This is a genomic window from Nitrobacter sp. JJSN (assembly GCF_051912485.1).
Lineage (GTDB): Bacteria > Pseudomonadota > Alphaproteobacteria > Rhizobiales > Xanthobacteraceae > Nitrobacter.
Window position 1 is genome coordinate 1362281 of sequence record NZ_CP196822.1, and the last position, 14145, is coordinate 1376425.

Consider the following 14145-nt stretch of genomic DNA (forward strand, 5'->3'; position numbering starts at 1 on the left):
GCGCAACAGACCAACCTATCGGGGGTCAATTTTGGACGCCGATCCCCCGGCTCAGGGGGTCAATATTGCAGGCCGAATAACACCTCTGGGAATGCATGCGCTCACGCGCAGAATTAACAGCGTCCAATTAGAAAGAATCGCCCCTGGTGATCCAGTTGAGAATCCGTGGGAAGATCGGTCATCGGACATAAACGACGCAATCGATCGAGCAATAAAGCGCAACCGTTAAAGCGCCACGCAAGCCGGTTAGCAAAGACCAATGTCCAACCAGTCGATAAATTCGCGCCTCGCGGTCATCGCGGGGCATGGCAAGGTGTGGTGCCTTGTGCCCGGCTGTGAGCGGCGCACGATGCTGATGAGCGGAACGGGATTGTCGGGCCGCTACTGCAAGCATCACATCCAGTTCAAAGCACGGCACGGCGGCGTGCGGTGGCGCAGCTACTCGGCCACAGACCTCAAGCCATACCTTCGCGCGGCAACGTCATACATCAACCCGAGGCTGCTCACTGACCCGAGCATTAAGAATGCAGTAGACCGCTTGGCTTTCATGATCGAGGGAGCACCCTACGAGCAGGCTACACGACTACGAGGATTGCCAGCCACCACCCGCGCGGACATTGCCTTCGGTCGATTCCGTAAGCGGGGCGTGAAGCCCGAGACGCTACTAGCCATCACCCTTGCTGTATCTGCCCTCATCACGGATGACCCGAAGGCCGATAAGACCCGTGAGTTTCGCCATGTGCAGATTGCCAAAGCGGCACATAGGCGAGCATCGGGCTTCCACAAGGTGTGGTCCGAGAGGTCATCCCTTCACGTCTTCGCTAGGTCCACCGGGCGTGTGCTGCGCATCCTGGGCAAGATGCTTGAGGAACGCTGTGAAGCTGCCATCCAAGATCATCTTGAAGGCATCTTGAAGTTGAAGGTGAAGCGCTATGGTCCGCATCCGCACGTAATCGCCAGCGACACGCTGAGCTGAGCCGCCAAACTCAAATTGACGAGCTAGGTTCGAGACTTAAATTTCCGACCTGATCTTGCCGCAATCTCCGTTCTTTCGCTTAGGATTTCAAAGGTCGTAACAATTGCAAAGCCGATCAAAAGACCGACCGGATAAAGCCAATATTCGTGTGTCGGGACACTCCCACCGGCCAAGAAGCTGAACATCGCGAGCACTGAGCTGCCCACGAGGGAAGAAATCGATGCGGCCAGCACTTTGGGCGTTACTTCTTTTGCTTCATTAAAGAACCATGCAACTAGAGCGCCTATCAGAACCCCCAAACTCGTTGAACCCGCCGCAACAAACCAGTCCATTTTACTTCTCTCGACCAAGACGTAGAATATAAGTTTGCCAGCGCATGATACCTCAGCATTATCGGAGTGAGTGACAAAAATGAAGCTTAGCTTAGCATCGAGTTTCGTTGTTTTTTGCAATCTGATATTTGCGACACAGTCCTTCGCCCAAGACGGAGCGGGCACAAAATTCCGTGGCTTTTACATCAACATGCCGCGTAGCGAGATTGAAAAGGCATCGCTCCAGGACTTCGAAATCAAGCTTGAGGAAAAGAAGGCAATTGTAGCTCCCAAAGGCGTCAACATTCCAGATAGCGATCTTGGCACAAAGGATAATTTCCTTGGTGGGGTCATCGCCAGTGGAATGGTGCCAGCTTCATGCGCTACTATTTTTTTCGACGGCGACAAAAAAGTTGAGAGGATGCTCTTTGATAAGTGTTTCTTCTCAGCTAAAGACCTTGATTTTGAGGCGTTCGCTCAAGCCATCGTGAACAGTTACAAGATATCAAGCCTAAACTGCAAAGAGACGTCCCAGCCTCCTGTCAGGGCGTGCATTGGCCCCTCCCCAGACTGCCGACAGATACCCCAGCCACCAAGCAAAGTTTGCTCCGGCCCGATGCCCACGGGGGAATGGCTGACTTTGGATAGCAACGCTTCGATTATCGAAGCCACGATGACCGTGGAACGCAGAGCAGCATCCCAGCGGCCTAAGTTTGATTGACGGTCACGTTGCGACAGGCCTGCCATCAACGGCATAGCCACAAAGACTTAGCTCCACGCGTACACTCGGAGCACTGGTCGGGTCTTGATACTTGGAAAGATCATTGAGGAGCGATGCGAGCCAAGATCAAGCGCGATGGTCAGTTCCAAGGCTTTGCCGATGACGGCCACTATCTTCGAAAAACAGGGTGATAGTTGCGCGAGCTATCAGGTGGCCCGTTCCCCGTCCGTCAATGTTGAGCGATTATCCCGGTCACTTCGCGCACGGACTTCCGAGCTGAGACAATGACGCGTCAACCTAGATCATCCTCTCTCGCAATCTGGTTTGACCCCGAGTACCGATCGAACAGCGCTGATCTCACTGCGACCATCAAGGCGTTTGGCTCCTATCTAGAAGGGCAAGAGGCCGCCCTCAAAATGCGGTCGAGGGCTCGAACTATCTCAGCGAAGCGAAGTTTCAGACTGGCCATCGAAGCCATCAGCTGCAATCTGATCCTCGCGGAGATGGCACAGAGTTCTCCACATGTCGTAATGCCACTTGCTCACGACAGGATGTGGGGTGGCGGACGCTATGGCAATTCGGTCTACGGCCAACATTTCCTAGACATCGTCGACCTCCTGACACGGCTGAAGCTTATTCGGCAGGTTACGCGCGGATACCGCATCTCGCAGAAGCACAAAGCTCTTTCGCTCTATCAACCAACGAAGGCTCTATTCAAACATCTGCCGCTTGACGGCCTGGACTGGCGCTCGTTCCGGCGTGAGCAGAGCAAGGAGCTGATCCTGCTCAAATCCGACAAGGACAAGGACGGAAAATCAAGTCCCATCGACTATCGCGACAGCAAGAACACACATATTTGGCGCGGCCAAGTGAAACGGATCAACAAGTGGCTTGCTGCTGCCGACATTCAGCTTCAGGGCCGTACGCGAATTCCAGACGTTGCAGATGACGGGGAAATCATAGCGCCCTTCCGGATGTCACTTCGGCGTATCTTCAACAATGGGAGTTGGAGAGAGGGCGGCCGACTGTTCGGCGGATTCTGGATGTCTATGAAGAAGGAGGACCGGCAGCATATCCGGATCGACGGCGAGTCCATCGCGGAGGTGGACTACGATCAGCTCTATCCAACGCTGGCCTATGTGAGAGCCCGCGCGAAAATGCCCGACGGCGATTTCTATGACATATCTGGAGACGGATCATCGCGCGCCGGATGGAAAAAGCTCGTCAACGCCATGTTGTTTGCGGAGAAGCGGCTCGGTAGTTGGCCTGATGAAACCAAAATGCAGTTCCCCGCTGGCCTCAAGCTTCGCGATGCGCTCCGCATGATCGAGCAAAAGCACGCCCCCCTGATCCCGCTGTTCGGAACTGGTATCGGCTATGAGCTGATGAACATCGAAAGCGAGATGCTGATCGCGGTCATTAGCGGCCTCTTCAAAAATGGCATCGTCGCGCTGCCCCTGCATGATGCGGTGCTTGTCGGCCGATCCAACGCCACAGCCGCGCGGGACGCCATGCAGTACGAATTTACCTACCGGACCCTGTCCCGCCGCGCGACCGTTTCAATTAAAATTATCCGCAATTGACGGGCATTTCCGCGCTTACGCCTCCGCTAAAGGGAGGTGGAGCTTAGGGGTGAAGAAGCTTAGAGCGTTGGCCTCTGGTTTGAGGATGATCGAGATCAGTCCCCATCCGCACTAAGGCGAACTCAGAGGCGGGGCTCGCTGCCACGGGCGCAACGATTCCCATGAAGAGTGACGTCGAGTCCTGCAACGGGCATAGTGAGTCACTGGCGCGTTTTACATGGTGGTGACCATCCCCGCAGTCGGCCGAGCGGAACCGCCCTCAGTGAGTCTCCATGGCCGTTGCAGAGGAGTATTTCATTATGGCGGCATTTGGCGGTGCTCCTTACCGCTCCACTGAGCCTTCTATGTCCTTAAAGCAAAGGCTTGGCGCGAATGGCTTGAGCAAAGAGGATGTGGCCTATCCACCACCATCCCCGATGGCCATGAGCGGTCACTCCAGAGCGATGGCTTCAAGGCTGGGCTGAGGGGTATAGCCTCAAAGTGACCTAGTAGCGTGTCTCAGGCTACCGGACCAACTTCAAGCACCACCATAGCGAACGGGCGACAGAGACATAAGGCGAGGGCATGAGGCTGGGGCTCAAGCCGTTACTTGAGGTCGATGGTGAGCGGTGGACAGCGAACCTATGCCTTCGGCTGATGCCACACGAGGACTGTGATAGGATCGATAGGTGCAGCTAGGCGCGCCACGGCCTCAGCCAATGGTTTGATGGAGAACCCCGGTCCATACCCTCTGCCGACGCTTCCCTTGTTGGCATGGCCGGTGAGCGCATCGTGAAGTTCCTCATTGAGCAAGGCATCGCGCGTCATACGTTTGAAGGTGTGGCGGAATGAATGGAACACCTTGGCTTCATCCGTGATGCCGCACCGCTTCCGTAGATAGGAGTTGATCCACTTCGACCACGCCGCTGAGCTTGGCCGCTTACCATTGGCCTTCACGTCGGGCCACAAGGCATCCTGAGGCTTGGCCCCGCGCTGGGTCAGCCATTCGCGATACCTCAAGATGCCGATACGCTCCAACTCGGGGTGAACCGGCACGCACCTGATGGATGAGCGGGTCTTTGTGCTTCGGCCACCAGCCCGCCCGATGTCAAAGAACCAAATGCCACCGTCATCATCGTCCTTCGCGAGGTCGCATATCCGCAATTGCGCAATTTCGTTGAGCCGCATCCCGGTGAAGAGGGCGATGAGCGGAAACCAGAATGCAGCTTCTCCTCCACCGCCATCTGTGCGCCAGTTCTCCGCATAGACGGGTGACGTGAAGATGGCCGTGAGGTCCGGCTTTGAGAATATGGCCCTCGGATTTCTATCTGCATCATCGGCGGGCAGCTTGAGGTATTTGTCAAACGGATTGACGAACCCGGCGGCGTCATCAAGCAAGCCTTCCCTTTGTGCTTTAGAAACAACGGCCCCGATGAGCTGGATCATCTTGTTGAGGGTGGTCACGCCGCGCAACGGATATTCCGAGAGGTCGCGCTCAAGTAGCTTCGGCAAGGGGAGCTTCCGCAGTTTCGCGGGCAAACCCTTCGGGGCTTTCGCGATGGCATCCCGCCATTCCCGTGCCGTGGCCCGTGTGATGTCTGCAAGCCGCATGTCGCCATGGAGTTCGGTGAAATAGCGGGCCGCTTGCTCCACCTCTGTGATGGTGTTGTTTCCCGGCTTCTTTGCGCCGCGTGCCGAACCGCCTGCCTTCCACAGAGTGAGCGCCTCGGAAAACAAGGGACCCCGCGTTGTGGCCGCTTCAGGAGCGGGCGTCGGCACATCCTCACCGCGTTGGCGCTTCTCCATGTCGTCATAGGCACGGACGTGTGCCCGCAGGATCTCAAGGGCGGCTGCTTGAAACTCGGGAGATGACCGCTCGTGAGATGCGCCGCGCCGCTTTAGCTCAAGGGCCGTCTCCGCAGAGACAATCGTTGGGTCGCGCCGGGCATATGCCGCGCGGTATTCATTCGCGAGGTCGGTGACCTCATTGCCGTAGACTTCCGCATGGTCCGGCTCCATGCCGAGCGTTGGCGAGTGCCGGACGGGCGTGAGGTCAGGCCAGTGCTCCGTGCGCTCCTTGAGGTCTTGCAGGAGTCGCCGGTCGTCGCCCTCAATCCGCTCCGCCTCATCACCTGCCAGCAACTGCCGATAGACCGCCTCGCCAACCTCCCGAGGGTCAATCGAGGGGGAGGCCGATGACGTCGGCGGGGATTCCAACTTCTCCACCGCAGTCTCAGTGAGGTCGATCCACCATGATGCCAGCCGGTGCGCCTTACGCTTGGCGTCCGGGCAGTCCTTTGTGTCGAGTGACTGCACGTATTCGCGTTTAAAGCACCCCGTCCTGGAATTGATGAGGTCGAGGAATCGGTCACGCATGTGCGCCGGAGCAGCCTTGCCAGCCAATGCTTGCGGCATTCGCCTGCGAAACTCATAGACCCCCGAACGTCGTCGCTGGATGTAGCTCATCACCGCCATCGTGTACCACCCTTGTGGACTACGTTTGTGTAGCAGGGCGGCTTCTCTAAGCTTATGATTACCTAGAGTTTTCAGCTTTTCAATGGCTTGATGGGTAGCTGGCGCTCCCTAGCGGAATCGAACCGCTCTCTCCACCGTGAAAGGGTGGCGTCCTAACCGATAGACGAAGGGAGCTGAACTTCTCAGCGACGAAGAGTGCTGTCGTTTCAGTCTCAAATCCGCTGCGATACTGCCGTTAAATCAGGCGTTTCCGGGCGGCGGTGAACCGGACCGGCAGCAGCGGCGAAACGTATAGTGGCGTTTGACCGGAGGGGCAAGCATTCTCCCCGAAAGATGCCGAAAGTGGTGCGGGGTCTCTTCTTGGCCGAATCTTGGCCGAAAAAGCGATGCAGAAGAAACCTCCCGCAGGCCGAGGCGGCATCTCCGATGGAGCATCCGACATGATATGGCGATCGTTGCATGGAGCGCTCGTGGTGCTGTCTGTCGCCGGCTTGCCCGCGTGGGCGCAGACGCGCGGCTCGCATATCCATGATCGCGATATCAAGACCGAGCAGCGGACCGAGAAGGCGGGGCCGTCCGCGCGAAAATCCTGTCCGGAATACGGACCCGGCTTTGTCAGGGTCGAGGGCTCGTCGAGTTGCGTGCGGATCGGCGGCGGCATCGGCGTTGATGCCGGCACCGGACGTTGATGCGCGCGCGTCAATGGCGACGCGCGTTCATAAATGACATCGGTGGACGATTTTTGTGATCGGCCCTAGCAATCGCGAATACAAAAAAGGCCTCGCCGAAGCGAGGCCTTCGTTGACGCTCGATGTGAGCATCAATGACCGAAGAACAGCCACAGAAGAATAATCACCGGTATCGGCACGCCAAGCAGCCATAGCAGGAGTCCACGTCCCATCCTCGTCTCCTCGAATGTCAATGTTCGCAGGGAAAACGCGGCTCGGGCGGGATCGTTCCAATGTCTCGAGGCTTTGGGAGACAGGCAGCGATTGCCTGCTCGCAGAAGAGCGAGTGATGTTGTGCGCTGGCCTCGCGCTCGGCATTGTCGTCGTCGCGGCGCGCAGGCGTGATGCGGCCAGCGACGTCCTTCAAAGCTCTCACCAATGACCTGTGTTCGGCATCGTGCTCCACGGTTCGGCCGGCGGTCGGGCATCGCCCTTTTGCAACAGCTCGATCGAGTGCAGGTCCGGCGAGCGGACGAACGCCATCTGGCCGTCGCGTGGCGGGCGATTGATTGTGATTCCGAGCTTCATCAATCGCTCGCAGGTCGCATAAATATCGTCGACCTCGTAGGCAAGGTGGCCGAAATAGCGGTCCTCGCCGTATGCCTCCTCGTCCCAGTTGTAGGTCAATTCGATCAGCGGCGCGCCGCGGCCGCTTGATTTCTTGACGAGGTCCTCGTCTTCGGGCGCGCACAAGAACACCAGCGTGAACTTCGCCTTGTCGTTGTCGACGCGACGGACTTCCTTCAGTCCCAGAGCATCCACGTAAAACTTCAGCGCGGTTTCGAGATTGCGCACGCGCAGCATGGTGTGAAGGTAACGCATGTCCTTGGTCTCCCTGCGGAGAGATGATTTGATTTGGACGAGCGGTGTCTGCAATCCCGACAGATCCGCTTGTTGGGCGCGAGCATCGGCTCCCTGTCACTTGATAACAACAAAATCCGTGCAAGAGCACTGGCAGGATGGTTTTTTTGCGCCGAGAGCGATTTAGACTTCTGATTTCTGGCCGGTGGCTGCTCTGGTTCCCAGGAATGGCTAAAAAATCACGACGATTAAACCCGGCCGCTTCCCCTGCAACCAAACGACGTCAACCGCGTTATCGCGTTTTCCGTTTCCGGTGCTTCGAGAGAGGACAGGGATATGAAAAAGACAGCCATCATGATTGCGACCGTGGCGGCAATCGGTAGCGCTGTTGTGCCGGCGCCAGCTCAGGCCCATCGAATCGGGCCCGGTCTTGGCTTCGGTCTCGCTATCGGCGCGCTGGCCGCGGGTGCCGCGGCGAGTTCATACTATTATGGACCCTACGGTTACTACGGTGGCTATTACGGACCGCGCTATGCCCGGCCGTATTATGGGCCGGCTTACTACGGCGGGTGGTCTCCGGCCTATTATGGTGGGCCTGCCTACTATGGCGCGTCTCCGGTCTACTATGGCCGATCTTATGGCTATTACAGAGGCCCATACCGGCACTGGTATCGCCGCCATTGGCATCACTGGTGATCTGACAGCAGGACATCCCGGAGAGACTAATGCCCTCGGGAATGGATTGAAATCATTTAGGTGTGTCGCCGGCGTCCGTCCGCGGCAACCCATCGAGTGCTGTGCCTATTCGTGCGCGAACGGATTGATAGTATTCCTCCCGTTCCTGTTGGAGCTTCGCTTGGTGCTCCTTGAAATTCGCTACGCGCCGCGCGATGTCGGCTCGCTCTGATCCCGGCTTCACTTCCGGGTGCGTCTGGGTTTTCTGTTTGTGCGGCATTGCGCTCTCTCCTCAGGCATTTGCGCCTTAATCTGGAATGATTTCAACAATGAGGACGGCGCGTATCAATCGAACGTATTTGCGGAGGAGCTGGTCGCGCCTACAATGCACGATACATCTTAGGCGGTGCCCCTCCAGCTTCCGCGATCATGGTCAGAAAATGCGGCGCAAAGGTGCTGATCCTCACGAGGAGCCATCGGACGGCTGGATTTTTCCGTCCTGCATGACATCGACGACACATAAATAGTTAATCGGGGTGGGGACGAAATTGATTCGCTCATGTGCAAGGCTGTTCATAGGTCGCGGTCAATTTATTTTTTGTCTTGCGACACCAACGAGAGTGTTATCTTTTGATTCATAAGATTCGCGCGGCTATATACGTTTGTGAATAACGGTGTTACGCAGACGGTAGTCGTAGTGTCGTAGTAAATGTGTGGGGTCCTGAGTCATGGGGTCTGACGGATTTGAATCCAGGAAGTTTGGAGGTCCGGCGGTGAGCGATCACCTTGGGACGAAGGACTTTTCTGGAACGACGGATCGAGAGTCGGGGGTCGGTCCGTTTACGGGGCTTGGAGAGTCCCCCGCGAACATCGTTGAGATCAGCGGCGTCATCAAATGGTTTGACGCTTCAAAGGGCTACGGTTTCATCATCCCCGATAACGGGTGGCCGGACGTGCTCTTGCATGTCACCGTGCTTCGTCGCGACGGCTACCAGACGGCTTATGAGGGATCCCGTCTGGTATGCGAATGCGTGCAGCGAGCGAAGGGCTATCAGGCGTTCCGGATCACGTCCATGGACGAGTCCACGGCAACTCACCCGGCGCAGATGCTGCCGCCACGGACCCATGTCAGCGTAACGCCGACCAGTGGTCTGGAGCGGGCGCAGGTGAAATGGTTCAACCGGTTGCGCGGTTTCGGGTTCCTGACGTGCGGCGAGGGGACGCCGGATATTTTCGTCCACATGGAAACGCTACGGCGCTTCGGCATGACGGAGCTTCGACCGGGACAGTTCGTTCTGGTTCGGTTTGGGCCGGGCTCCAAGGGCATGATGGCGGCGGAAATTCAACCGGAAGCCGGCGCCCCTGGTCTGTTCTCTCACTGATCGCACGAACGGGCCGGGGCCGAGGGCCCCTCACCGGATTTGACCGCTGAGGCCATGTCTTCCGGAGATCGTGTTTTGCGGCTGTGGAGATCGGCCGCTATGGGTCGTGGTCGCCGGCCGATACGTGCCGTTTCCGGCGGTCGCGCACGATTCTCCGTCCTGACAAGGTTGTCCGATGATGCGAATGCGGAAGGTCGGTCTTGAGTGGCTGCGTGCCGGTTTATGCATTGCGCTGCTTTCGTGGATCGGCGTGGCTGCGCCGGGTAGTGCCGGTGTCCGCGCGGCCGAATTCCAGCCGCTGGAAATCGGGACTCGAGCCGGCGTGCGGATGTTCTCGGTCGAGATGGCGGCAACCGAGGAGGAAAAAACCAAGGGGCTGATGTATCGGAAGCATCTGCCGGACGGGCAGGGCATGTTGTTCGATTTTTCTCCGGCCCAGCAGGTGTCGATGTGGATGAAGAACACCTACATCTCGCTCGACATGATTTTTATCGGCCCCGACGGCCGCATTCTCCGGATTGCCGAGAACACCGAGCCGCTCTCGACCCGGATCATTTCCTCAGGTGGTCTGGCCAAAGGTGTGCTCGAGGTGATCGCGGGGACCGCGAAAAAGTATGGCATCGCACCGGGCGATCGGGTCTCGCACCCCCTCTTCAACGGCCATTGAGAGCCATTGGAGCGTTTTCGAGCGATGCATGTCCCTGGGCTTTTCAAAATCATGCAGCCCGCTTCTGATTCCATGAGGAGTGGAGCCTCCGGGCGGCTTGCTGGCTCAGCCGGAAGCATGTAACGACATCGTCTCCCAGCAGATCGGGGTATAGCGCAGCCTGGTAGCGCGGCAGTTTTGGGTACTGCAGGTCGTTGGTTCGAATCCAGCTGCCCCGACCAACAAAATCAATAGCTTAGGTGGTTTTTAGCGCAATTCTTCCCACAAAATCCGATTGGGAAGGCTATGGAAATATTGTGATGGCGACCCATCTTGGGGGCGAACACATTGAGTGGGATAGCGGCCGCAGCCCGGAGGAGGGCGCTTGATGACCATTGTCCGGTTCGCGGCTCCCGTCGATACCGACAAGCTACGTGACAGCGTGACAGTGTGAAGTCGCAAGGTCGCCGATACTATGACCCTACAATCGAAGAGGTTTTGAAATGACCGACCGCAGCACCAATCCTAACGCTCGTCAGCTAAAGTTTGCCGGAAAGGTTCGCACTTTCAATTTGAACGACCCCAGGGTTCTCGCGATGATCTCAGGCGGGGCGCATTTGAAGAGGGTCGCGAGGATGATCACGATTTGCCGTCTTGGCATAGGCAGAGCGCCGCTTGCCGGACAATATGGCGATACCCCGGCGGCTTGCCACAGGCGCTTTCTCGAAAAGGTCTATTCGGCTACTGATGTGGAAAACGTCATCGCGCTCGGGTTGATTGGTGGCGGGATGGCCGAAGATGAAGCGTTCGCGCTCATTGATGAGCATGTCACTGGCAAGCCACTCGAAGCTAACGCGTTGATTGCATCGGAAACCATTGCCGCACTGGTCGACCACAGCGAGAAAACGAAACAGACCCACTAGCCGTGCATGGGCTGATGATCCATCCTTTCGCCGGATAAGTTAATCGCTTCGACCATTCGATCCTCTAAGAGAGGAACGCCTTGCGGCACGCTGCCATATAGGGCCGACCCTTGTCGCCCTAGCCGGCCATAATGCGTAAAATGGCTTATCTATCCGGATCGGCCGAAAGCTTGTCTTTCCCCGCACCACTAACCCAATCCAGCTCAGATTCGGAAAGGGATCCCATCTAGAGGAAGGGGTGCGCCAGCGAGCCGGCGCACCCCTTCAATGCTCACGAATAAACGGCGCGGCGATCAGTACGGGCAGACCGTGCGGCCCCAGCGTGGGCTATAGTAGCAGCCCGGCGCGATGATGCCGACGCCGCCCCAGCCGCGACCACGGCCGTAGCCCCAGCCGCGACCACGGTAGCCCCAGCCGCCGCCACGTCCGCGACCCCAGCCGCCGCCACGTCCGCGACCGCCACCACGGCCGCCACCACGGGCTTCCGCCGATGTGGTCGATCCGGCCATCAGAACGGAAGACACTCCGGCAACGCCGATAAAATACACGCAAACCATCGCCGTCGCCGCCAGGACGCGGGTGAAGATGCTGCGTCGCGCGCTCGAACTTTTTTGAACCATCAGGAGAATCTCCAACTCTGTTTGGCACCGTCTTGAAGCCGACCATATTCGCGACAACCATTGTCGCGAATATAAGGCAGTCAGCTCGCTTTGGTTCGGTGCATAATGAAATTACAGATCAACGAATTTGAGCGTGTCGCCAAGGTTATGGTCGGCTTCCCGCCCGGTCAAGGGTCGGCTACCAGCGCATGCAGGTTCAAGGATCGTGGTGAAAAAACTGGAAATGCTCTGGAACGTCAACGAGAAACGGTGTTGCCATGCCCGCCCGGCATATCTTCCGTTTGCAACAGGCCACTTTCGGCATGGGCCCGTTTCCTGTCCCGGCACCCATGAACTTAGTTTGCCGCATGAGCGACGCATAAGGGCAGGCATAACGCCGCCCGCCAGCGGCGTGCGTTAACCACTGTCTCACGTACGGGCCCGGTCCTGAAAATGGCGCGGCGCCCAATTCCTCCTCCAGATTGCTCCGCAGAGGCTCATGTCAAAACAGCACACTTATGTTCTCGGGCTCAATACCTACGATCACGACGTGAGCGCCTGCCTGCTTCGCGATGGTGCCGTAGCCTTCGCCATCGCCAAGGAACGGATCACGCGCGAGAAGCACGCCAGCGGGTTCTTTAAGGAGGTCATCGACTATTGTCTGAGCGCCGAAGGCATCGGCATCGGCGACATCGATCTGGTGGTCCGCAATTGCTACATCCTTCCCGTCCCGGAGATGGAAGAGCGGCTGATCTATCAGGACATGCCGGGATTCCTCCCCCCCGAGGAGCGCGCGGACGCGCACGACCATCCTTATTTCCGCTCGCGCTCCGACAAGGTGGTGTCGATCTCCCACCATCTGGCACACGCCTACAGCGCCTTTGCGGCCTGCCCGTTCGACGAGGGCGCAATCATGATCGTCGACGGCGTCGGCAGCTACCGTTCGGACGTGACCGAGCCCTATCCGGAAAGTGACACCGCGTCGCCACTGGCGCGGGAATCGGAGAGCTACTACCGGTTCAGCGGCGAAACCCTCGAAAGCCTGAAGAAGGTCTGGATGGAGCCGGACCGCGGCTTTTTGAGCGACGAATTCTACAACATGCCGGGCCTCGGCGCGCTTTACAGCCGCGCCTCGACTTACATATTCGGCGACTGGAACAAATGCGGCGAACTGATGGGTCTCGCACCCTACGGACGCCGCGACAAAATCAAGTCGCTGATGGACATTGCCGACAATCAGCTCACAGTCCCGCGCTGGTCGGCCGAGTTCAACCAGCCTTATATCGCCGACGGCAGCGGAAAATGGGACAGCAGCCCCTCCATGCGGCATTGGGAGGATCTGGCATGGCGGGTTCAGGACGACACCGAAAAGGTGCTGCTCGCACGCGCCAACTGGCTCCGGGAAACCACGGGCGCGAAGAATCTCTGCATCGCCGGCGGCGTGGCGCTGAACTGCGTCGCCAACGGACGGGTCGCGCGGGAGGCCGGATTTGAGAACGTCTGGATTCAGCCTGCGGCAGGGGACGACGGCATTGCGATCGGTTGCGCTTATTACGGCTGGCTTGAAGTATTGAAAAAGCGCCGCGGATTCGTGATGGAGCACGCTTATGTGGGCCGCAGCTACTCGGATGCCGAGGTCGAAGCCGCAACTAAGCGCTCGATGGTCAAGGTCCAGACGGCGGCGGTGAAAAGCTCGAACGTCTATGCCGAAACCGCGAAACTTCTGGCGGATCAGAAGGTCATCGGCTGGTTTCAGGGGCGCTCCGAATTCGGCCCGCGCGCTCTGGGTAATCGCAGCCTGATCGCCGATCCGCGCAAGGCCGATATGAAGGACATCCTCAACAGCCGCGTCAAGCACCGCCAGCCATTCCGCCCGTTCGCGCCCATCGTGCTGGCCGAGCGCATGACGGATGTCTTCGAGGGCGACGAGGACTCGCCGTTCATGCTGATCGCCAAGGCGGTTCGGCCGGAATGGCGCGACCGGATTCCGGCGGTGGTTCATGTCGACGGCACGGCACGGGTGCAGACTGTGCGCGAGAGCACGAACCCGGCACTCTACCGGCTGCTGAAGGAATTCGAGGAACTGACCGGCGTTCCCGTGCTGATCAACACGTCATTCAACGTCAAGGGCGAGCCGATCGTGGAGACACCGCGCGATGCCATGCGCTGCTTCCTGACGACGGGCATTGATCACCTTGTGCTGCACGACACGGTGATTTCCAAGAAGGGGTTGCACAGGATCGTGGGGCCGCTCGTCGGCGTCTATACCGACGTCGGTGCCGTTATCATGTCGAACCTCAGGCAGGCCTGACGTTCGGCTGCCTTCGCGGCCGCACTCGCTGGTGC

Annotated in this window: 14 protein-coding genes and 2 tRNA genes; 10 read left to right on the forward strand and 6 right to left on the reverse strand. The window is 58.3% G+C overall.

Translation table 11 applies throughout. From position 1 onward, the window contains the following. Nucleotides 1-259: 259 nt before the first annotated feature. Nucleotides 260-976 (forward strand): hypothetical protein, encoded by a 717-nt coding sequence (locus tag ACSZOQ_RS06700; RefSeq protein WP_439925210.1) that lies wholly within the window; start codon nucleotides 260-262, stop codon nucleotides 974-976. A gap of 23 nt (nucleotides 977-999) precedes the next feature. On the opposite strand, the gene ACSZOQ_RS06705 is transcribed toward ACSZOQ_RS06700, so the two are convergent. After that, nucleotides 1000-1308 (reverse strand): hypothetical protein, encoded by a 309-nt coding sequence (locus ACSZOQ_RS06705; RefSeq protein ID WP_439925211.1) that lies wholly within the window; start codon nucleotides 1306-1308, stop codon nucleotides 1000-1002. 79 nt (nucleotides 1309-1387) lie between these two features. Here ACSZOQ_RS06705 and ACSZOQ_RS06710 point away from each other — a divergent pair, with 79 nt between their 5' ends. Together ACSZOQ_RS06710 and ACSZOQ_RS06715 are read left to right on the forward strand one after the other, a co-directional pair. Next, nucleotides 1388-2008 (forward strand): hypothetical protein, encoded by a 621-nt coding sequence (locus tag ACSZOQ_RS06710; protein WP_439925212.1) that lies wholly within the window; start codon nucleotides 1388-1390, stop codon nucleotides 2006-2008. A 530-nt stretch (nucleotides 2009-2538) separates the two neighbouring features. Further along, nucleotides 2539-3591: a hypothetical protein gene (locus tag ACSZOQ_RS06715; RefSeq protein ID WP_439925213.1), complete on the forward strand. Its 1053-nt coding sequence runs from the start codon at nucleotides 2539-2541 to the stop codon at nucleotides 3589-3591. 621 nt (nucleotides 3592-4212) lie between these two features. Here the strand turns inward: ACSZOQ_RS06715 and ACSZOQ_RS06720 are convergent. Beyond that, nucleotides 4213-6045 carry a DUF6538 domain-containing protein gene (locus ACSZOQ_RS06720; protein ID WP_439925214.1) on the reverse strand — a complete coding sequence of 611 codons (1833 nt, stop codon included), beginning with the start codon at nucleotides 6043-6045 and terminating at the stop codon, nucleotides 4213-4215. A gap of 99 nt (nucleotides 6046-6144) precedes the next feature. Next, nucleotides 6145-6219 (reverse strand) — tRNA-Glu (locus ACSZOQ_RS06725). A gap of 266 nt (nucleotides 6220-6485) precedes the next feature. On the opposite strand from ACSZOQ_RS06725, the gene ACSZOQ_RS06730 reads away from it, so the two are divergent. Beyond that, a complete protein-coding gene (locus tag ACSZOQ_RS06730; protein WP_439925215.1) occupies nucleotides 6486-6734 on the forward strand; it encodes a hypothetical protein in 249 nt (82 codons plus the stop codon). A 411-nt stretch (nucleotides 6735-7145) separates the two neighbouring features. Here ACSZOQ_RS06730 and ACSZOQ_RS06735 read toward each other — a convergent pair whose 3' ends face one another. After that, on the reverse strand, nucleotides 7146-7595 hold the full coding sequence (locus tag ACSZOQ_RS06735; RefSeq protein WP_439925216.1) for a VOC family protein: 450 nt from the start codon (nucleotides 7593-7595) through the stop codon (nucleotides 7146-7148). Between the two features lie 315 nt (nucleotides 7596-7910). On the opposite strand from ACSZOQ_RS06735, the gene ACSZOQ_RS06740 reads away from it, so the two are divergent. Beyond that, the gene (locus ACSZOQ_RS06740) at nucleotides 7911-8270 is read left to right on the forward strand and encodes a hypothetical protein (RefSeq protein ID WP_439925217.1); all 360 of its coding nucleotides are present in this window, start codon (nucleotides 7911-7913) and stop codon (nucleotides 8268-8270) included. A 52-nt stretch (nucleotides 8271-8322) separates the two neighbouring features. Here ACSZOQ_RS06740 and ACSZOQ_RS06745 read toward each other — a convergent pair whose 3' ends face one another. Continuing rightward, nucleotides 8323-8529 (reverse strand): hypothetical protein, encoded by a 207-nt coding sequence (locus ACSZOQ_RS06745; protein ID WP_439925218.1) that lies wholly within the window; start codon nucleotides 8527-8529, stop codon nucleotides 8323-8325. 448 nt (nucleotides 8530-8977) lie between these two features. Between ACSZOQ_RS06745 and ACSZOQ_RS06750 the strand changes: the two genes are divergently transcribed. The 4 genes from ACSZOQ_RS06750 to ACSZOQ_RS06765 all read left to right on the forward strand — a co-directional run bounded on the left by ACSZOQ_RS06750 (nucleotide 8978) and on the right by ACSZOQ_RS06765 (nucleotide 11200). Beyond that, complete coding sequence (locus ACSZOQ_RS06750) at nucleotides 8978-9631, forward strand: cold-shock protein (RefSeq protein ID WP_439925219.1); 654 nt, start codon at nucleotides 8978-8980, stop codon at nucleotides 9629-9631. A 175-nt stretch (nucleotides 9632-9806) separates the two neighbouring features. Continuing rightward, complete coding sequence (locus tag ACSZOQ_RS06755; protein WP_439925220.1) at nucleotides 9807-10298, forward strand: DUF192 domain-containing protein; 492 nt, start codon at nucleotides 9807-9809, stop codon at nucleotides 10296-10298. 144 nt (nucleotides 10299-10442) lie between these two features. Continuing rightward, a tRNA-Pro gene (locus tag ACSZOQ_RS06760) sits at nucleotides 10443-10519 on the forward strand. Nucleotides 10520-10780: 261 nt separating this feature from the next. Continuing rightward, nucleotides 10781-11200, forward strand: a complete 420-nt coding sequence (locus tag ACSZOQ_RS06765; RefSeq protein WP_439925221.1) for a GTA-gp10 family protein — start codon at nucleotides 10781-10783, stop codon at nucleotides 11198-11200. 293 nt (nucleotides 11201-11493) lie between these two features. Here ACSZOQ_RS06765 and ACSZOQ_RS06770 read toward each other — a convergent pair whose 3' ends face one another. Next, nucleotides 11494-11820, reverse strand: coding sequence for a hypothetical protein (locus ACSZOQ_RS06770; RefSeq protein ID WP_439925222.1), 327 nt, complete (start codon nucleotides 11818-11820; stop codon nucleotides 11494-11496). Nucleotides 11821-12298: 478 nt separating this feature from the next. Here ACSZOQ_RS06770 and ACSZOQ_RS06775 point away from each other — a divergent pair, with 478 nt between their 5' ends. Beyond that, a complete protein-coding gene (locus ACSZOQ_RS06775) occupies nucleotides 12299-14110 on the forward strand; it encodes a carbamoyltransferase family protein (RefSeq protein ID WP_439925223.1) in 1812 nt (603 codons plus the stop codon). Nucleotides 14111-14145 lie beyond the last annotated feature (35 nt).